At 66.6% G+C, this 16,665-nt stretch carries 18 protein-coding genes; 9 read left to right on the forward strand and 9 right to left on the reverse strand.

All coding sequences use genetic code 11. From position 1 onward, the window contains the following. Positions 1-11: 11 nt before the first annotated feature. The 3 genes from AABF56_RS24440 to AABF56_RS24450 all read right to left on the reverse strand — a co-directional run bounded on the left by AABF56_RS24440 (position 12) and on the right by AABF56_RS24450 (position 2,527). Complete coding sequence (locus AABF56_RS24440) at positions 12-245, reverse strand: DUF2171 domain-containing protein (RefSeq protein WP_244766476.1); 234 nt, start codon at positions 243-245, stop codon at positions 12-14. A gap of 82 nt (positions 246-327) precedes the next feature. Beyond that, positions 328-1,641, reverse strand: a complete 1,314-nt coding sequence (locus AABF56_RS24445) for a glutamine synthetase family protein (protein WP_272807826.1) — start codon at positions 1,639-1,641, stop codon at positions 328-330. Further along, positions 1,631-2,527 carry a MurR/RpiR family transcriptional regulator gene (locus AABF56_RS24450; protein ID WP_244766474.1) on the reverse strand — a complete coding sequence of 299 codons (897 nt, stop codon included), beginning with the start codon at positions 2,525-2,527 and terminating at the stop codon, positions 1,631-1,633. Before AABF56_RS24450 ends, AABF56_RS24445 begins: the two co-directional genes overlap by 11 nt. Positions 2,528-2,675: 148 nt before the next feature. On the opposite strand from AABF56_RS24450, the gene AABF56_RS24455 reads away from it, so the two are divergent. The 9 genes from AABF56_RS24455 (at position 2,676) to AABF56_RS24495 (ending at position 10,833) form a co-directional block, all read left to right on the forward strand. Beyond that, positions 2,676-3,482: an N-formylglutamate amidohydrolase gene (locus AABF56_RS24455; protein WP_272807825.1), complete on the forward strand. Its 807-nt coding sequence runs from the start codon at positions 2,676-2,678 to the stop codon at positions 3,480-3,482. After that, complete coding sequence (locus AABF56_RS24460; RefSeq protein ID WP_272807824.1) at positions 3,482-4,132, forward strand: isochorismatase family cysteine hydrolase; 651 nt, start codon at positions 3,482-3,484, stop codon at positions 4,130-4,132. Before AABF56_RS24455 ends, AABF56_RS24460 begins: the two co-directional genes overlap by 1 nt. A 121-nt stretch (positions 4,133-4,253) precedes the next feature. Then, entirely contained in the window at positions 4,254-5,426 is a 1,173-nt protein-coding gene (locus AABF56_RS24465) for an ABC transporter substrate-binding protein (protein WP_244766471.1), read from the forward strand. A 52-nt stretch (positions 5,427-5,478) separates the two neighbouring features. After that, the gene (locus tag AABF56_RS24470) at positions 5,479-6,213 is read left to right on the forward strand and encodes an ABC transporter ATP-binding protein (RefSeq protein WP_244766470.1); all 735 of its coding nucleotides are present in this window, start codon (positions 5,479-5,481) and stop codon (positions 6,211-6,213) included. Beyond that, positions 6,206-6,913, forward strand: coding sequence for an ABC transporter ATP-binding protein (locus AABF56_RS24475; RefSeq protein ID WP_272807823.1), 708 nt, complete (start codon positions 6,206-6,208; stop codon positions 6,911-6,913). The genes AABF56_RS24470 and AABF56_RS24475 overlap by 8 nt, the downstream gene beginning before the upstream one ends. A 5-nt stretch (positions 6,914-6,918) precedes the next feature. After that, positions 6,919-7,809 (forward strand): branched-chain amino acid ABC transporter permease, encoded by an 891-nt coding sequence (locus AABF56_RS24480; RefSeq protein ID WP_272807822.1) that lies wholly within the window; start codon positions 6,919-6,921, stop codon positions 7,807-7,809. Positions 7,810-7,821: 12 nt separating this feature from the next. Next, positions 7,822-8,850 carry a branched-chain amino acid ABC transporter permease gene (locus tag AABF56_RS24485; protein ID WP_272807821.1) on the forward strand — a complete coding sequence of 343 codons (1,029 nt, stop codon included), beginning with the start codon at positions 7,822-7,824 and terminating at the stop codon, positions 8,848-8,850. Beyond that, positions 8,847-9,515: a cysteine hydrolase family protein gene (locus AABF56_RS24490; RefSeq protein WP_272807820.1), complete on the forward strand. Its 669-nt coding sequence runs from the start codon at positions 8,847-8,849 to the stop codon at positions 9,513-9,515. Before AABF56_RS24485 ends, AABF56_RS24490 begins: the two co-directional genes overlap by 4 nt. A gap of 13 nt (positions 9,516-9,528) precedes the next feature. Next, on the forward strand, positions 9,529-10,833 hold the full coding sequence (locus AABF56_RS24495; protein ID WP_272807819.1) for an aspartate aminotransferase family protein: 1,305 nt from the start codon (positions 9,529-9,531) through the stop codon (positions 10,831-10,833). A 3-nt stretch (positions 10,834-10,836) separates the two neighbouring features. Here the strand turns inward: AABF56_RS24495 and AABF56_RS24500 are convergent, their stop codons facing one another. The 6 genes from AABF56_RS24500 to AABF56_RS24525 are packed head-to-tail and all read right to left on the reverse strand — an operon-like array spanning position 10,837 to position 16,660. After that, a complete protein-coding gene (locus AABF56_RS24500; protein ID WP_272807818.1) occupies positions 10,837-12,081 on the reverse strand; it encodes a Zn-dependent hydrolase in 1,245 nt (414 codons plus the stop codon). After that, entirely contained in the window at positions 12,078-12,911 is an 834-nt protein-coding gene (locus AABF56_RS24505; protein WP_244766463.1) for a BtpA/SgcQ family protein, read from the reverse strand. The genes AABF56_RS24500 and AABF56_RS24505 overlap by 4 nt, the downstream gene beginning before the upstream one ends. Before the next feature lie 5 nt (positions 12,912-12,916). Next, positions 12,917-13,828 carry a PfkB family carbohydrate kinase gene (locus AABF56_RS24510; RefSeq protein ID WP_272807817.1) on the reverse strand — a complete coding sequence of 304 codons (912 nt, stop codon included), beginning with the start codon at positions 13,826-13,828 and terminating at the stop codon, positions 12,917-12,919. A gap of 25 nt (positions 13,829-13,853) precedes the next feature. Continuing rightward, the gene (locus AABF56_RS24515) at positions 13,854-14,618 is read right to left on the reverse strand and encodes a glutamine amidotransferase (protein ID WP_272807816.1); all 765 of its coding nucleotides are present in this window, start codon (positions 14,616-14,618) and stop codon (positions 13,854-13,856) included. A 28-nt stretch (positions 14,619-14,646) separates the two neighbouring features. Next, positions 14,647-15,738 carry a phosphotriesterase family protein gene (locus AABF56_RS24520; protein ID WP_244766460.1) on the reverse strand — a complete coding sequence of 364 codons (1,092 nt, stop codon included), beginning with the start codon at positions 15,736-15,738 and terminating at the stop codon, positions 14,647-14,649. 1 nt (position 15,739) lies between these two features. Continuing rightward, positions 15,740-16,660, reverse strand: coding sequence for an ABC transporter permease (locus AABF56_RS24525; protein ID WP_272808144.1), 921 nt, complete (start codon positions 16,658-16,660; stop codon positions 15,740-15,742). Positions 16,661-16,665 lie beyond the last annotated feature (5 nt).

The following is a 16,665-nucleotide window of genomic DNA, read 5'->3' on the forward strand; positions in this document are numbered from 1 at the left end:
AGGCGGGACGATCAGTTCATCGCCGACCACTGGCGCTCGACTTCCTGCGCGTCCTTGTTCAGATGCACATGGGCATCGACGTGGTCGACCCAGTCGAGGGGGATCAGGTGGTGCTGGCCGTCCTTCGAATCGCTCTTGGTGAGCTTGATGCGGCTGTCGCCTTCCATGTGGTCGACGGTGCCGACATGGCGGCCATCGGCGGCGCGGACTTCCATATGTTCACGAATTTCGCTTGCAGCGACCATGGAAATTCTCCTTTCAGGTCAAATTCACCCGAAAGGAACGCGGGGAGCCTTGCGTGGTTCCCCGCGCCGCAAAGCCTTGTGGCTAGTAGGCGCTTTCGTAGGCGGCGCAGATCTCGGCCTGCGTCTTGCCGGCAAGATAGGCGATCTCGCCCTCCTTGTGCTTGATGTAGACGTCGGCAAACCCTTCCGGAAACCAGCCGCAGACCGTCGCATTGCCGCGGAACCGCTGGAGCGCGGCCTCCAGCGTCTGCGGCAGGCGGACGTAACCGCGCGCGGCCAGCGCCTCGACGCCCAGCAGCGAAAGGTCCTCCTGCGTCGCCTCCGGCACGGCCAGCCCCTCCTCGATGCCCTGCACGCCGGCATGCACGATGGCGGCGAGCGCCAGATGCGGGTTGGCCGCACCGTCGGCGGCGCGGAACTCGAAGTTGAACTGGGCCGCACGGGCGATGTCGCTGATGTCGGAAACCGGGCAGATGCGCACCGAGGCCTCGCGATCACGGAAACCGAGATTGTTGAAGGCGGCGCTCCAGCGATGCGGGGTGAGGCGCAGATAGGAGACGACGCTCGGCGCGGTGATGGCGATGATCGAATCGAGATATTTCAGGATGCCGGCGACGAATTTTCCGGCGACGCCGGAGAGCTCGTGCTTGCCGGCCGGATCGTGGGTGACGGGATTGCCGGCCGCATCCAGCATGCTCATATGCACATGCACGCCGTTGCCGACGCCCGCCGGATCGCGGATCGGCGTGAAGGTCGGGTCGTAGCCGAGCTCGCGGGCGACGAGGCCGACGAGTTCGCGGGTGATCAGCGAGTGGTCGGCGATGGTCACGCCCTTCTGCGGGCCCATCGTCACCTCGAACTGGCCGGCGCCGAATTCCTTGAGGATGGTGTCGGGCGTCACGCCCGCCTCCCGCATCGCCGCGATGATCGCCTCGCAGAAGTGCCGCTCCTCCTGGAACCCGCCGAGCGTGAAGGCCTTGCCGATATCGGAGACGAGGTGCTTGATCTGGAACTCGTGCTCGAAGGCGCCGTAGAGCGTGACGCCCGCCACCCTTTGCAGACGATCGAGCGCCGCCTCGAGGATCGAACGCGTGCAGAACTCCCACGGCCGGCCATCGGTATAGCGTATGTTGCCGATGACGAAATTCTCGTTCGGCGCCCCCTCCTCGCTCTCGATGCTGACGCGCGTCGCGGGATCGGGAATGAGCACGAGGTCGCCGAGCGAACCGAACGGGCTTTCGGCTATGTTGTCGAAGCAGGTGATCTGCACGTTGGTCGGCGTCCAGCCGACGCCACGCTTCAGGCGTTTGTCCATCTGCGCCAGCGGAAAGGCCTTGCCGCGCACCTTGCCCGAAAGGTCGCCGCAGCAGGCGACCATCATTTCCTCACGTTTCATCGGCGTCCCCGTTGATCTGGTCATAACCCGGCATCGAAAAGCGGATGCCGTCCCAATCCTTGATGCGTTTTTGCGTCGCCTCCCAGTCGGCCTCCGAGACGCGAACGATCAGCGCCTCGACGAGCGCCATGGCGGCGGCCACCGTATCCCAGGCAGTGCCGGCATCGATCGGCAGCGCGACGATATGGTCGGCGCTGCGCGCGGCTGGCGACATCCACTTGTCGGTGACGACGACGATGGTCGCGCCACGCTTCTTGGCGATCGTCTCGGCAAGGCGCGCGAGGCTGAGCTGGTAGCGCCGGAAATCGAACAGCAGTACGACGTCCTTCCGGCGCATGCGCAAGACGTGCTCCGGCCACATTTCCGGATTGTCGGACATGTGGTAGATGCCGCTGCGGATCTGTCGCAGGTGGATCGACAGGAACGCGGCGACATTGTCGCTGACGCGCCCGCCGAGCAGGAAGATGTTGCGCGCCGGATCGGCAAGCAGGTCGGCGAGAATGTCGAACTGCGCCTGCGACACCGTCGCCGTCATCTCCTGCATGACCGCCGAGACGCGCGCCACATATTCCGACAGGAATTCCGAATGGCCGACCGGCTTCTGGCTCGATTTCAGGTCGAGCGGCGAGCGCTGCCCTTCCTTCAGCTCGGTGATCAGCTGGCGCTGCAGGTCCTGGAAGCCGCCGCAGCCGATCTTGCTGACGAAGCGGGTGATCGAGGGCGCGCTGACCCCGGTCTTGGCCGCCAGCTCCTGGATGCTTTCGAGGCCCGTGAAGGGATAATCGGCAAGAATGGCATTGGCGATCTTGCGCTCGCTGGCGGTCAGCTGCGCTGCCGCATCGCGGATCCTCGTGCGGATCGTCGTCGACGACTTCCCATCGCTCATTGGCGTTCGTTCCCCTGGTTGGCACGAATATTCGCGCCATGAAAAAAATTAGTCAAATGGAAAAACTAGATTGACTATGATCTAAAAATTTCCTTGACTGCCCAACATGGAAGCCCGCATCGGCGGGCGCATGGCGGATCCCCATCTCATGCTCAGGTTCGCAGACCGCGATACGACCAGATTGCTGCAGGCGGGCGACCCGGAACCCGTGGAGTGGATCAATTCCGCCGGCGCCTCGTCGATCTTCCTGACCTGCGAACATGCCGGCCGTGTCATTCCGGCTGCCCTCGGCGACCTTGGCATTCCTCCCGCGGAGATGGACCGCCACATCGCCTATGACGTCGGCGCGGAGGGCGTCGCCCGCGGCCTTGCCGATCGCCTTAACGCCGCCCTCATCCTGCAGCGCTACAGCCGTCTCGTCATCGACTGCAACCGTCCCTTCGAGGCGAAGGATTGCGTCGTCGGGGAGAGCGACGGCACGCCGGTGCCGGCGAATGCCGATGTCACGGATCTCGACCGCCGCCGCCGCTATGTGGAAATCCACCAGCCGCTGCACGAGGCGATCGCCGTGGCTCTCGACCAGCGGCAGGCGACGGGAAAGCCGCTCGTCCTCGTCTCGGTGCACAGTTTCACGCCGGTCATGCGCGCGACGGGCGCGACGCGGGACTTCGAGCTCGGCCTGCTCTACAACCGCGATGCCCGCCTTGCCGAGCGGCTTGCGCAGACGTTCCGCGCCGCCAATCCGGACGTCACCGTCAAGCTCAACGCACCCTATCACGTCGACGACATCTCCGACTACACGATCCCGGTGCACGGCGAGCGGCGCGGCATAGCGCATGTGCTTCTGGAAGTGCGCAACGATCTCATCAACGATGTCCGCGGGCAGGAGGAATGGGCAGGCCGCCTCGCCGGCCCCCTCCGCCTTGCGGCAGACAGCCTCGAAGGAAACGCCTGATGGCCGCTGACCATCTGACCACCCGCGACGTGCCGCTCGATCCGGCCGCCTCCGCCATCCTCTTCATCGACGTGCAGAACTTTTCCGTGCGCCGCGAGGGCGGCGAGTTCAAGGACGTGTCCGACGCCGATATCGCGGGAAAATACGGCTATTATTTCAAGCGCATCCACGAGGTCGCGATCCCGAACATGCAGCGCCTGCTGGGAGGCTTCCGCAAGGCCGGCATCGAGGTGCTGCACACCACGATCGAAAGCCTCACCAGGGATGGCCGCGACCGCAGCCTCGACTACAAGATCACCGGCTTCAACGTGCCGAAGGGCTCGTGGGACGGCAAGGTCATCGACGAGCTGGAGCCGCTGGAGGACGAGATCGTCTTCCCGAAGAGCTCGTCCAGCGTCTTCGTCTCCACCCATATCGACTACATCCTGCGCAACCTCGGCGTAAAACAACTCGTGCTGTGTGGACTTCTGACCGACCAGTGCGTGGAATCGGCCGTGCGCGATGCCTGCGACCTCAACTATCTCGTGACGCTGGTGCCCGATGCCTGCGGCACCTATTCGCAGGAGCGCCACGACACCTCGCTGAGCGCCATCAAAGGCTATTGCCGGCAGGTCTCGACCGATGCGTTGCTGAAGGAGATCGGGCAGTAGGGCCCGCAGACGAACCGACGGGACGGAAACGAGGAGCATCCGAAAGCGGGCCGCAGAACACAACAAAAGGCCGGGCCGCGCGACACTTCACTGCCGAAAGGCATCAAAAAGGGGAACGACCATGATGAAGACTTCCAAACTGCTTCTGGCGGCCGCAAGCCTTGCGCTCGCCGCCTCCGCGGCCTTTGCCGAGGACGACAAGATCGTCATCGGCGGCGCGCTCTCGATGACGGGCATCCAGGCGCCGCTCGACACGCCCGGCTACAACGGCGCGCAGGTCGCGGTGAAATATCTCAACGACAATGGCGGCGTGCTCGGCAAGCAGGTCGAGTTCATTAACATCGACGGCAAATCCGATCCGGTGACAGTCGGCAACGTCGCCGTCGAGCTGATCGACAAGGGCGCCCAGGTCATCGTCGCGCCCTGCGATTTCGACTTCGGTTCGCCGGCGAGCCGCGAGGCGCAGTCGGCCGGCCTCGTCGGCATCTCGACCTGCGCCTCCGATCCGCTCTACTCTTCCTGGTCGCTCGGCGACAAGCAGTTCACGCTCTCCATGTGGAACACCACGATGGGCGCGACGGCAGCCGATTTCGCCTTCAAGGAGAAGGGCTGGAAGACGGCCTATGTCGTCACCGACCAGTTCATCGCCTACACCAAGTCGCTGTCGAAGTATTTCGTCGAGCAGTTCAAGGCCGATGGCGGCGAGATCATTCTCGAAGACACCTACACGAACGGCGACAACAACTTTTCCGCCCAGCTCGCGCGTCTCCAGGCGCTCGGCAAGAAGCCGGACGTGATCTTCGTCTCGTCCTACGGCACGGATATCGGCGTGATCATCCGCGCGCTGCGCGAAGTCGGCTATGACGCGCCGATCCTCGGCGGCGACGCCTATGACGACCCGGCCATGCACGAGGCGCTCGGCGAGAAGTTCGGCAACGACGTCTATTTCGTCACCCATACCTGGATGGGAACGGGAGCGGATCCGGAAATGGAGAAGTTCATCGGTCTCTACAAGGAGATGTTCGGCAAGGACCCGGACACGTCCTTCGTCTCGACGGGCTGGGACACGATCATGATGATCGCCGAGGCGATCAAGGCCGCCGGCACGACGGAAGGCGCCGCGCTCGCCAAGGCGCTGGAGGACGGTCAGTTCAAGCTCCTGACCGGCGACCTCGACTACGGCACGGCCGAAGAGGGCCACGTTCCGAACAAGGCGGCGGCGCTCATCGAGCTGAAGGGCGGCAAGCCGACCTTCGTGGGCTGGCGCAAGCCGGAATCCCTGCCGAAGCCCTGATCGTACTTTACGGGCCGGCCGCCAAAGCCGGCCCATCACCTTCGGAAAAGCCATGTCTGAAACGCGCCTCGCGGTAAACGACGTGTCGGTGGAATTCACCGGCCTCCGCGCCCTCGACCATGTGTCGCTCTCCGTCCTCACCGGCGAGGTCGTCGGCCTGATCGGCCCGAACGGCTCGGGCAAGACGACGCTCATCAACGCCATCACCGGCCAGGTGAAGCTGGCGGGCGGCACGATCACCGCCGGCGACACGACCCTTTCCGGCCTCTCGCCGCGCCAGATCGCCCTTGCCGGCGTCAGCCGCTCCTTCCAGATCGTGCGCCTTTTCAACACGATGACGGTGCTGGAGAATGTCGAGGCCGCAGCACTGGCGAAGGGCGCCTCCCGCGCCGTCGCCACCGAGCGCGCGAAAAACCTTCTCGACGAACTCGGCCTATCGGCGAAGGCGGACGAGCTGGGCGAAAGCCTCAGCTACGGCGACAAGCGCCGCGTCGAGATCGCACGGGCGCTCGCCGCCGAGCCGCGCTTCCTGCTGCTCGACGAGCCCGCCGCCGGCATGAACGACGCGGAGACGGAAACCCTCCTGCACACCCTCTCAGAACTGCCGAAGAAACGCGGCCTCGGCCTTCTCATCATCGATCACGACATGGGTCTCATCATGCGCCTCTGCCACCGGCTGCACGTGCTCGCCTCCGGCCGCACCATCGCGGAAGGGGACGCCGCCCATGTCCGCAGCCATCCGGCCGTCATCGAGGCCTATCTCGGCAAGGGGGCGGCCCATGCTTGAGATCACGGGCCTCTCCGTCAATTACGGCACGATCCGCGCGGTGCGCGGCATCAGCCTCACCGTCGCCAGGGGCGAGCTGGTCAGCCTGCTCGGCGCGAACGGCGCGGGCAAATCCTCGACCATCAAATGCATCGCCGGTGCGCTGAAGGCGGCGGGCGGTACGATCACGCTCGAAGGCCGCGACATCACCGCCGCCAATCCCGAACAGGTCATCCGCGCCGGCCTTGCCACCGTGCCGGAAACCCGCGACGTCTTCCCGGACCTGACGGTCGCCGAGAACCTCATGCTCGGCGCCTATATCCACCGCCGCGACCAGGCCGGCAACCGGCAGAACCTCGAAAGGCTGCACACGCTCTTCCCGCGCCTCGCGGAGCGGTCGAACCAGCCGGCCGGGACGCTTTCGGGCGGCGAGCAGCAGATGCTCGTCATCGCCCGCGCGCTGATGGCGCGCCCGCGCGTCCTCCTCCTCGACGAGCCCTCGCTGGGTCTTGCGCCCGCCATCGTCGAGCGCATCTTCGAGATGATCGAGACGCTGAAGAAATCCGGCCTCACCATCCTTCTCGTGGAGCAGAACGTGAACCAGGCGCTCTCCATCGCCGACCGCGCCTATGTCATGCGGCTCGGCGCCATCGTCGCATCCGGCACCGCCGAAGAGGTCCGCTCGGGAAGCGATCTCAGCGCACATTATCTGGGAGGCTGATTGCGATGGCTTTCACGATCCAGTTCGTCATCGACGTCCTCAGCCTCGGCGGGGCCTATGCCCTCATGGCGCTCGGCCTCGTCATCATCTACGGCATCCTGCGGCTGGTGAACTTCGCCTATGGCGAACTCATCATGGTCGCCGGCTACACCATGTATCTTTCCAGCGGCTCCGGCCTGCCCTGGCTCGTCATGGCAACGCTCGCCGTCGCCATGGCGGTGCTCTTCGGCATCCTCACCGACTATGCCGCCTTCCGCCCGGTGCGCGCCAAATCGGTGACGGCGGTGCTGATCACCTCCTTCGCCTTCTCCAACCTGTTGCAGAACGCCGCCCTCCTCTTCATCTCGCCGCGCCCGCGCAACGTTCCCCTGCCGGACATCTTCTCGCAGACCGTCTCGATTGGCGGCGCGATCACGCCGGTGCGCAACCTCATCACCATCGCCGCCTCCATCGTGCTGCTCGCCGCCGTCGCCTTCCTGATGCGCAGGACGACGCTCGGCATCGCCATGCGCGCGGCCGCCACCAACTTCACCATGGCCCGCATGCTCGGCGTACCGGCGAACCTCATCATCTCCTCGGCCTTCGCCCTCTCCGGCTTCCTCGCCGGCGTCGTCGGCATCCTGTGGATCGGGCGCATCGGCACGGTCGTGCCGGGCGTCGGCCTCGAACCGCTGCTCGTCGCCTTCATCGCCACCGTCATCGGCGGCATGCGCAGCCTTCCGGGCGCCGTCGTCGGCGGCTTCCTCCTGGCGCTGATCGATACGACGCTCAACTACACCCTGTCGCAGGATCTCCTGAAGTTCCGCGACGCCTTCACCTTCAGCCTCGTCATCCTGATCCTGCTCTGGCGCCCGCAGGGCCTCATCAAGGGCCCGGCGAGCGGGCAGCGGACCTGAGGAGCGGAGACCATGAAACATTCCTATCTCACCGCCCTCGTCCTCATCGCCGTCATCGCCGTAATCGCCATCGGCAGCCAGCTCATCGGCATCCGCCTCTACGACCGGATCGCGACCAACCTCCTGATCTCGCTGGTTCTCGTCGTCGGCCTGCAGACCTTCATGGGCAATTCGGGCCTGCTCTCCTTCGCCCATATCGGCTTCATGGGCCTTGGCGCCTACACCTCCGCCGTGCTGACCATACCTGCCCAGATGAAGGGCATGGCGCTGCCGGACCTCTACGACTTCATGAAGGTGGTGGAGATCTCGCCGCTGCTGGCCATGCTGGCTGCGGGCGTGCTCGCCGCGGTCGTGGCGGCCGTCGTCGCCTATCCGCTGATGCGGCTTTCGGATGCGGCCTCCGTCATCACCTCCTTCGCGCTGCTCGTGGTGCTCTACACCGTCATGAACAACTGGAGCGCCTTCACCAACGGCCCGCGCACGCTCTTCGGCCTGCCGAAGACGACGGACCTGCCGATCGCCGCCATCGTCGCGGCCGTCGTGGTGGTCGTTGCGCTGCTCTTCAAGGAATCGCGCACCGGCAAGCTGCTCCGCGCCTCCCGAGAGGACGAGGTCGCCGCCGCCGCGCTTGGCGCGAACATCCCGCACCTGCGCTGGCGGGCCTTCATCCTCGCCGCCTTCATCGCCGGCATCGGCGGCGCGCTCTGGGGCCACTTCATCACGTCGTTCGCGCCGAAGGCCTTCTACCTGAAGGAGACCTTCCTCATCATCACCATGCTGGTGATCGGCGGGGCGAACACGGTGACCGGTGCCGTCGCCGGCACCATCCTCATCACGTTTGCCTATGAGGGCCTGCGCGGCACCGAGGGCGCGCTGAACGCCACCGCCATCGGCGCGGGCCAGGTCGTCGGCCTCACCGAGATCGTGCTGGCGCTCGCCATGATCGCCGTGATGATCGTCAAGCCCGGCGGCCTCTTCCCGAACCGCGAGATCGGCCACATTCTCACCCGCGCCCGCCGCAAGAAGGAGACAGTTGCATGAGCTGGAAGACCGCCTACCGTTCCTTCTACTACGCCAATGCCGAGGCGCCGGACGACATCGTGCTCGATCCGCAGACGACCGCGCTGCTCGTCATCGACATCCAGAACACCTATCTCGACCCGAAGGACACGCCGGAAGAGACCGCCCGCTGGCAGCCCTTCTACGATCGCATGCGCAAAACGGTGATCCCGAACACCGCACGCCTCATCGAAGAGTGCCGCAAGCGCAAGGTGGAGGTCATCTTCGCCCGCATCGCCTGCCTGAAGCCGGACGGCCGCGACCGCTCGCTGAGCCAGAAGAAACCCGGCTTCAACTACCTGCTTTTGCCGAAGGACCTGCCCGAGGGCCAGGTCGTGCCGGAACTCGAACCGCGTCCCGACGAGATCGTCATCACCAAGACGACCGACAGCGCGCTGACCGGCACGAACCTCCGCCTGATCCTGCACAATATGGGCATCAAGGACGTCATCTGCTGCGGCATCTTCACCGACCAGTGCGTCTCCTCCACCGTGCGCAGCCTGGCAGATGAAAGCTTCGGCGTGGTCGTCGTCGACGATTGCGGCGCGGCGGCGACGGACGAACTGCACCGGCGGGAGCTGGAGATCATCAACATGATCTATTGCCACGTCGTCCAGCTCGACGAGGTCCTGACCTTCTTCAAGTAACGAGGAGAGCGACATGTCCGGCCTCTACGCCCGCGAAAGCCGATCGGTCTCGACGATGGCGCATCTGCGGTTCTTTCCGCAGTCGGTGGTCGGCGGAAGCGGTGCGTACCTCACCGGCGACGACGGGCGCAAACTCCTCGATTTCGCCGCCTCCTGGGGCGCGGCGAGCCTCGGCCATTCGCATCCCGCCCTCCGCGAGGCGGTGAACCGCGCGCTTTCCGACCAGGCGGGTGCAAGCTATCTCTCCACCGCCAACGAGCCCTCGGTGCTGCTCGCCGAAAAGCTGCTCTCCCTCGTGCCGGAACGCGCCCGCGGCCGCGTCTGGTTCGGCCATTCCGGCTCGGACGCCAACGAGACGGTCGCCCGCATGGTCGTCGCCGCCACCGGCCGGCCGCGCATCCTCGCCTTCAACGGCGCCTATCACGGCGGCACCGTCGGCTCCATGGCCGTCTCCGGCCATCCCGCCCAGCAGGGCGCGCGGGCAAAGGGCCTGACGCTCGTGCCCTACCCCAACAGCTACGCCGCCGGCAGCCCCGAAGCCGCGAAGGACGCCGCCCTCGCCCATCTCGAAACCCTTTTCGCCACCGAGATCCCGCCGCAAGAGGTCGCCGCCTTCTTCATAGAGCCGATCCAGTCGGACGGCGGCATGCTGGTGCCGCCGGACGGGTTTTTCAAGCACGTGGAAGCGCTCTGCCGCACACACGGCATCCTCATCGTCTCCGACGAGGTGAAGGTCGGTCTCGGCCGCAGCGGCCGCTTCAACGCCTTCGAGCATTGCGGCATCGAGCCCGACATCGTCGTCTTCGGCAAGGGCCTCGGCGGCGGGCTGCCGGTCTCGGCGGTGGTCGGACCGGAGGCGATCCTGAACCACGCCGTCGCCTTCTCGCTGCAGACCGTGCACGGCAATCCCGTCTGCGCCGCCGCGGCGCTCGCCGTGCTGCAGACCATCGAGCGCGACCATCTCGTCGCCAATGCGGAACGGACAGGACGCACGCTGCGCGAGGCGCTCGACCGCCTCGCCGCCCGCCATGCCCTGATCGGCGACGTGCGCGGCCGGGGCCTCGCCCTCGGCGTCGAGCTTGTGGCGGATGGCGCACCGGCCGCGCGGCAGACGGCGTTGACGGTCTACCGCGCCTTCCAGCTCGGCCTCGTTCTCTACTATGTCGGCGTCAACTCCAACGTGCTGGAATTCACGCCGCCGCTGACCTTGACGGAGGCGGAAGCCCAGGAGGGCGTCGCGATCCTCGACCAGGCGCTCGCCGATATCGCGGCGGGCCGGGTCGATGAAGCACTGCTCGCGGATTTCGCCGGCTGGTAGGTTTCAGGCGGCCGAAAGACGAAGCGCGACGCCCAGCAGGGTGCGCGCGCCGGCGATGATATGCGCGTCGGAAACGAACTCCGCCTCGTTGTGGCTGATGCCGTTGCGGCAGGGCACGAAGATCATCGCCGCCGGGGCGACCCGGCCCACGAACAACGCATCGTGAAAGGCACCCGACACCATCGGCCGGCAGCGGATGGCGAGCGCCCGGCACGTTTCCTCGATTGTCGCCGCCACCTCTGGGTCGAAGCGGCCGGGGGTCATGTCGACGCGCAGTTCTATGACCGTTCCGCAGTCCCATCGCGCGCCCGCGGCCTCGCATTCCTCACGCACACGCCGTTCCATGGCAGCGAGCGCGACCGCGTCCGGATGGCGGATATCGACGGTGAAGGAGACGCGGCTCGGGATGACGTTGATCGAGCCCGGCTCGGCGGCGATGCGGCCGACCGTCAGCCGCGCTGCGGGATCGGCCGGCATGATATCGCCCTGGATGCGCGCGATGGCGGCCGCCGCCGCACCCATCGGGTCCTTGCGGAATTCGAGCGGCGTGGTGCCGGCATGGGCCGCCTCGCCGGAAAAGGCGATCTCCAGCCATTTCGTGCCCTGAACGGCGGTGACCACGCCGATCGGCACGTCCTCGCGTTCGAGGACGGGACCTTGCTCGATATGCAGCTCGACGAAGGCGGAGACGGCGTGCCCGATGGGCCGCATGCGGGCTTCCGGCAGCGCTTGCAACGTCGCCGCCAGTTCGTCGGCAAGCAACGCGCCGTCCGTCGCCCGCGTCCTGCGCCAATCGGACATGTCACCTGCGCCGGCAAAGGCCATGGAGCCCATGCAGCCCGGCGAGAAGCGGCTGCCCTCCTCGTTGGTGAAGGCGACGACCTCGATGGCGCGGTCGGTCTCGACGCCCGCATCGGCGAGCGCTTCCAGTACCTCGAAGGCGGTGAGCGTGCCGAGCGCGCCGTCGAAGCGGCCGCCGGTCGGCTGGCTGTCGAGATGGCTGCCGATGAGGAGCGGCGGCAGCGTCGCATCCCGGCCGTCGCGGCGGAGGAAAAGATTGGCCGCCTCGTCCTGGAAGACGGTGAAGCCGCGGGCGAGCGCGCGCTCGGCCAGCAAGCGGCGGGCGGCACGGTCTTCGACGCTCAGGGCCTGCCGGTTGACGCCGCCGGCGGGCGTCGCGCCGATGGCCGCGAAGTCGGCGAGGGATGTAAGGAGGCGCGCGGGATTGACCTCCGGCATTCTGCTCATCGGCCGAGGCCTGCGATGAAGCGCTTCACCCGGTCCGGATCGACCGCATTCCACCAGACCCCGTCATATTTGAGGGCACTGGCGATGATCACGCCGTCGGCGACGGCAAGGATGTCGTTGGCATTGTCATGGGTGACGCCGCTGCCGACCAGCGTCGGCAGCGAGGCGGCCTGCTTGATCATGCGGATATAGCCAAGATCGGCCGTATGGCCGGTGCGCTGGCCGGTGGCGATGACGACGTCGGCGTCGAAGAAGACGAGGTCCTTGACCTGCTCCTCGACCGGCCGGTCGGCGACGATGGCGTGCGCGCCGTGCTTGACATGGGCGTCGGCGAAGATGCGGATGCCCCGGGCACGCAGTTGCGCGCGGTAGCGCATGGCTCGGGCGGATTCGCCCTCCACGAAGCCCTCGTTGGCGACATAGGCATTGGCCCACTGGTTGACGCGGATGAAGGAGGCCGAGGAGGCCGAGGCGATGGCAAGCGCCGGGATCGCCGCATTGGCGAGCACGTTGATGCCGATCGGGCGGCCGAGCTCGCGGCGGATGCGGTCGGCGATGACGGCCATGTGGGCGGAGGTCTCGTGGCCGATCTGGTCCGGCTTCGAGAACGGCACGTCGCCGTGGTTCTCGACGATCAGCGCATCGCAGCCGCCGGAAAGATAGGCGCGCGCATCCGAAAGGCCGCGCTCGTAGATCGCCTCCACGCCCTCGTCGTCATAACGCGGCGCGCCCGGCAGCGGGAGCAGGTGCACCACGCCGATCACCGGCTTGTCACGCCCGAAAAGCGTCTTCAGCGTATCCTTGTCCTGCCGTCCGATGGGGTTGCTCATGGCGATCACACGTTTTCCAGTTTCAGTGTCTTGGTGAGGGCGGCGATTTCCGCCGGCGTGGGGAAGGAGGCGAGCGTGCCGGGACGACCGACGGCGATGGCGGCCGCCCGGGTTGCCAGCCGCGCGGCATCCCGGAGCGGTGCCCCCTGCGCCAGCAGGCCGGCAAGCGTGCCGGCGAAACAATCGCCCGCGCCGCTGGCATCGACGGCCTCCACATCCGAGGGTGGGAGACGAAGGACGGACGAAGCCCCTGCCTCAAGAAGCAGGGCGCCCGCGCTGCCGAGCGTGACGATGGCGCTATCTGCACCCATCGCCAGCAAGCGGCGCGCTGCGCGCTCGGCATCGGCCTCGCCGCTCAGGGCCTCCGCCTCCGGCCGGTTGACGACGATGAGCGACACGGCTGCAAGGTCGAGCGGATCGGCGGAGAGCGGGCTCGGATTGAGCACCGTGACGAGGCCCGCCGCGCACGCCGCCTTGAGGCAGGCCATCGTCGCGGCCGTCGGGAGGTTCCCCTGCATCAGCAGCATGTCGCCGGCGGCCCACGTGTCGCCGAGGGCGGTCATGGCGAGCGGGTCGAAGGCCTCCGCGCAGGCCGCGGCGGTGATGATGACATTCTCGCCGGCGCGGTCGATCATGATCACCGAACGGTCGCAGGGCAGGTCGAGATGCACGAGGCGGAGATCCGGGATCTCGGCGGCGATCGCCCCCTCAACCCAGTCGCTCGCCGCATCCCGGCCGACCGGCGCCCAGAGCGTCACCGCGGCCCCCGTACGGCCCGCGGCCACCGCCTGGTTGGCGCCCTTTCCGCCCGGACCGTCGCCGGCAGCGGCCGCATTCAGCGTTTCGCCGGGCAGCGGCAGCCGCTCCAGGCGAAAGCTCGTATCGACGCAGATATTGCCGACGACATGGATGGTCATGGGGCTGCTTCCTGGAACCTCCGGTTCAGTCCGTCGCCCAGGCGAGCATCTGCTCGAACAGCGTCTTGTAGCCGGGCCAGGCGATGAATTCCGGCGGCAGCCAGTGCGGGCCGACATCCGAGGTCCAGACCACCGTGCGGCCCTCGCCATAGGTGCCGGTGACGAGCAGCGGCAGCGAGCCATATTCGGAGGAGACCGTCATCAGCTGGTTGGCGCCGTCCTTCAGCGTCACCTCGTTGAAGCCGAGCAGGTAGGGGAATTCGCCGGAAATACCCGACAGGATCGGGTGCGACGCGTCGCCCGAGACGACGGGCGTAAAGCCTTCCGGCACTTCCACGCGGTCGTCGACCGAGAGGCAGGCAACGGGCAGGACCTCTTCCACGGCCGTGTTGCGGAAGCGCGCGCCGCCGTTGATGCCCTGGAAGGAGTAGTAGCCGCCGAACATCAGGAGCGCGCCGCCCTTGGCGACATAGTCGCGCAGCAGCTTCAGGCGGTTCGGCGTGCGGCGGGAGTGGATCCAGGTGTCGGGATGCAGCAGCAACGTGTTGGCGCCGATATCCGAGAGCACGATGGCGTCATAGGCCTGAAGGCCTTCCAGCGTGCTCGGAAACTCCTTCTGCGCCTCGTGCGCCGGCATGAAGGTGACGTCGAAGGGGCTGTCCTTCAGCGCCTTCAGGAGTTCGTCGGCGCCGGTGTGGTAGGTGACGGTCGGGAACTGGTCGAAACCCTTGATGTGGGTCGCGGTCGAAACCCAGGATTCGCCGGCCAGCAGCACTTTCTTCTTGGTCATGGTAACTCCTTGAACGGTTGGCCGGCGCTCAGTGCGCGGCGGAGAAGACGGATTTCGGATTGTCGATCAGCATGCGGTCGATGGCCGCCTGCTCGACGCCGTGCCGCTTCAGGCGCGGCAGGAAATGCTTGAGGATGTAGCCGTAGCCGAAGCCGCCGTAGCGGGTGAGCATGATCTTGAGGAACACGTCCTGCGACAGCAGCAGCCGATCGACGAAACCCTTGTCGACAAGGGCCGCGATGGCGCGGGCGTTCTCCTCGTCGGACGGCGACTGGGCGTCCTGGTCGGCATAATAATAGTCCATGCCGATCATGTCGTATTCCAGGAAGGCGCCGCGCCTTGCGAGCGCCATCTGGTAGTCGGGATCGCTGTGGCTCGGGTTCATGTGGCAGAGCACGGTGTGCGCCGGATCGGCGCCCTCCTCCTCCACCACGTCGAGCACGCGGTGGGCGAGGCGTTCCCAGCCGGGCAGGTGGATGGAGAGCGGCAGGCCGGTGATGCGCGCCGCCCGCGCCGATGCGCGCAGCGACTTTTCCTCTTCAGTGGTGAAGTTGCGGCTGACGCCGACCTCGCCGATGATACCCGCCATGATCTCCGGCTGGCTCTCGCCGCCGCCGACATCCTCGACGATGAACTGCGTCACCTCTTCCACATCCATCGCCTTCAGCCAGTCGGGATGGGTGTGCTCGAGATAGAAGCCGGTGCCCATGATGATCCGGAGCCCCGACATGCGGGCGATGCGGGCAAGGCCGGCCGCATCGCGGCCGATGCCGAAATTCGTCGTCTCCACCACGGTGCAGCCGCCCAGCGCCTGGAAGCGCTTCAACTCGCTGAGCGCCAGGTCTCCGTCGTCGAGCGAGACGTTGTCCCGGTTCATGTAGGGGTTCATCCGCAGCTCGCCGACGATCTCGATATTGACCTTCTGCTCGGCGATCGCCTTCTCGTCGGGATGGCAGGGGCAGATCCAGCTGCGCGCACCATCGAGGAAGATGTGCTCGTGCATCAGCGTCACGCCGAGGTCTTCGACCGGGACCGGTCCGGTCACGGTCATCGCGGTGCCGGACGTCACGCCGATCGGATGGCGTTTCCGCGGCTCCTCGGCAAAGAGGTGGTCGAGCATGTCAGCGCCCCCTCGCTCCGCCCCTGAAGAGGCGGAAGTTGAGCCAGATCGCGACCAGGATGATCAAGCCGGTGACGATGGGCGTGAAGAAGGGCGAGAGATGCGACAGGATGAGGCCGTTCGCCAGCACCGCGACCGTCAGCGCCCCGAGGATCGTGCCGACGAGCGAGCCGCGCCCGCCGAAGAGACTGGTACCGCCGAGCACCACGGCCGCGATGACGTCGAGCTCGAACCCCTGCCCCGCATTCGAGGAGCCGGAACCGAGGCGGGCGGAGAGGATGACGCCGGCCGCCGCCGAGGCCGTGCCCGAAAGGATGTAGACCCACAGGATGATGCGCCGCGTGTTGACGCCTGCCCGGCGCGTGGCCTCCGCATTGGCGCCGACGCCGGTGACGTAGCGGCCGAAATGGGTCTCGTTGAAGGCGAGGTAGGCGACGATCAGCACGACGATGGCGATGAGCGCCGGGGCCGGAATGCCGAGGACCCAGGCCCGGCCGATCGTGACGAACGGGCTCGTCGGCTCGATCGGGATCGAATAGCCGCCGGTGATCAGAAGCGCGAAGCCGCGGATGACGGAAAGGCCGGCCAGCGTGACGATGAAGGCGGGAATGCGCTCATAGGCGATGAAATAGCCCTGGATCAGTCCCACCACGCCGCCGAGCGCGAGCATCAGCAGGATGGCGAGCGGCCAGGGAACACCGGCCTGCAGGGCGGTTGCGGAGAGCGTCGCGGTCAGCGCCAGGACGGAGCCGACGGAAAGGTCGATGCCGCCCGTCGTGATGACGAAGGTCATGGCGGCCGCGACGATCAAGAGCGGCGCGGACTGGCGGATGATGTTCAGGAGGTTCGGCGCCGTGAGGAAGGCATCCGTCGTCACCGCGAAAAACAGGCAGCAGACGATGAAGAACAGCGCGATCGACATGACGC

This window comes from Shinella sp. WSC3-e (genome assembly GCF_945994535.1).
Classification (GTDB): domain Bacteria; phylum Pseudomonadota; class Alphaproteobacteria; order Rhizobiales; family Rhizobiaceae; genus Shinella; species Shinella yambaruensis.

What these genes read in the sequence shown, in the direction of transcription:
- AABF56_RS24440 (WP_244766476.1), bottom strand. Translation starts at nt 245, where the DNA reads ATGGTCGCTGCAAGCGAAATTCGTGAACATATGGAAGTCCGCGCCGCC.
- AABF56_RS24445 (WP_272807826.1), bottom strand. Translation starts at nt 1,641, where the DNA reads ATGAAACGTGAGGAAATGATGGTCGCCTGCTGCGGCGACCTTTCGGGC.
- AABF56_RS24450 (WP_244766474.1), bottom strand. Translation starts at nt 2,527, where the DNA reads ATGAGCGATGGGAAGTCGTCGACGACGATCCGCACGAGGATCCGCGAT.
- AABF56_RS24455 (WP_272807825.1), top strand. Translation starts at nt 2,676, where the DNA reads ATGCTCAGGTTCGCAGACCGCGATACGACCAGATTGCTGCAGGCGGGC.
- AABF56_RS24460 (WP_272807824.1), top strand. Translation starts at nt 3,482, where the DNA reads ATGGCCGCTGACCATCTGACCACCCGCGACGTGCCGCTCGATCCGGCC.
- AABF56_RS24465 (WP_244766471.1), top strand. Translation starts at nt 4,254, where the DNA reads ATGATGAAGACTTCCAAACTGCTTCTGGCGGCCGCAAGCCTTGCGCTC.
- AABF56_RS24470 (WP_244766470.1), top strand. Translation starts at nt 5,479, where the DNA reads ATGTCTGAAACGCGCCTCGCGGTAAACGACGTGTCGGTGGAATTCACC.
- AABF56_RS24475 (WP_272807823.1), top strand. Translation starts at nt 6,206, where the DNA reads ATGCTTGAGATCACGGGCCTCTCCGTCAATTACGGCACGATCCGCGCG.
- AABF56_RS24480 (WP_272807822.1), top strand. Translation starts at nt 6,919, where the DNA reads ATGGCTTTCACGATCCAGTTCGTCATCGACGTCCTCAGCCTCGGCGGG.
- AABF56_RS24485 (WP_272807821.1), top strand. Translation starts at nt 7,822, where the DNA reads ATGAAACATTCCTATCTCACCGCCCTCGTCCTCATCGCCGTCATCGCC.
- AABF56_RS24490 (WP_272807820.1), top strand. Translation starts at nt 8,847, where the DNA reads ATGAGCTGGAAGACCGCCTACCGTTCCTTCTACTACGCCAATGCCGAG.
- AABF56_RS24495 (WP_272807819.1), top strand. Translation starts at nt 9,529, where the DNA reads ATGTCCGGCCTCTACGCCCGCGAAAGCCGATCGGTCTCGACGATGGCG.
- AABF56_RS24500 (WP_272807818.1), bottom strand. Translation starts at nt 12,081, where the DNA reads ATGAGCAGAATGCCGGAGGTCAATCCCGCGCGCCTCCTTACATCCCTC.
- AABF56_RS24505 (WP_244766463.1), bottom strand. Translation starts at nt 12,911, where the DNA reads ATGAGCAACCCCATCGGACGGCAGGACAAGGATACGCTGAAGACGCTT.
- AABF56_RS24510 (WP_272807817.1), bottom strand. Translation starts at nt 13,828, where the DNA reads ATGACCATCCATGTCGTCGGCAATATCTGCGTCGATACGAGCTTTCGC.
- AABF56_RS24515 (WP_272807816.1), bottom strand. Translation starts at nt 14,618, where the DNA reads ATGACCAAGAAGAAAGTGCTGCTGGCCGGCGAATCCTGGGTTTCGACC.
- AABF56_RS24520 (WP_244766460.1), bottom strand. Translation starts at nt 15,738, where the DNA reads ATGCTCGACCACCTCTTTGCCGAGGAGCCGCGGAAACGCCATCCGATC.
- AABF56_RS24525 (WP_272808144.1), bottom strand. Translation starts at nt 16,660, where the DNA reads ATGTCGATCGCGCTGTTCTTCATCGTCTGCTGCCTGTTTTTCGCGGTG.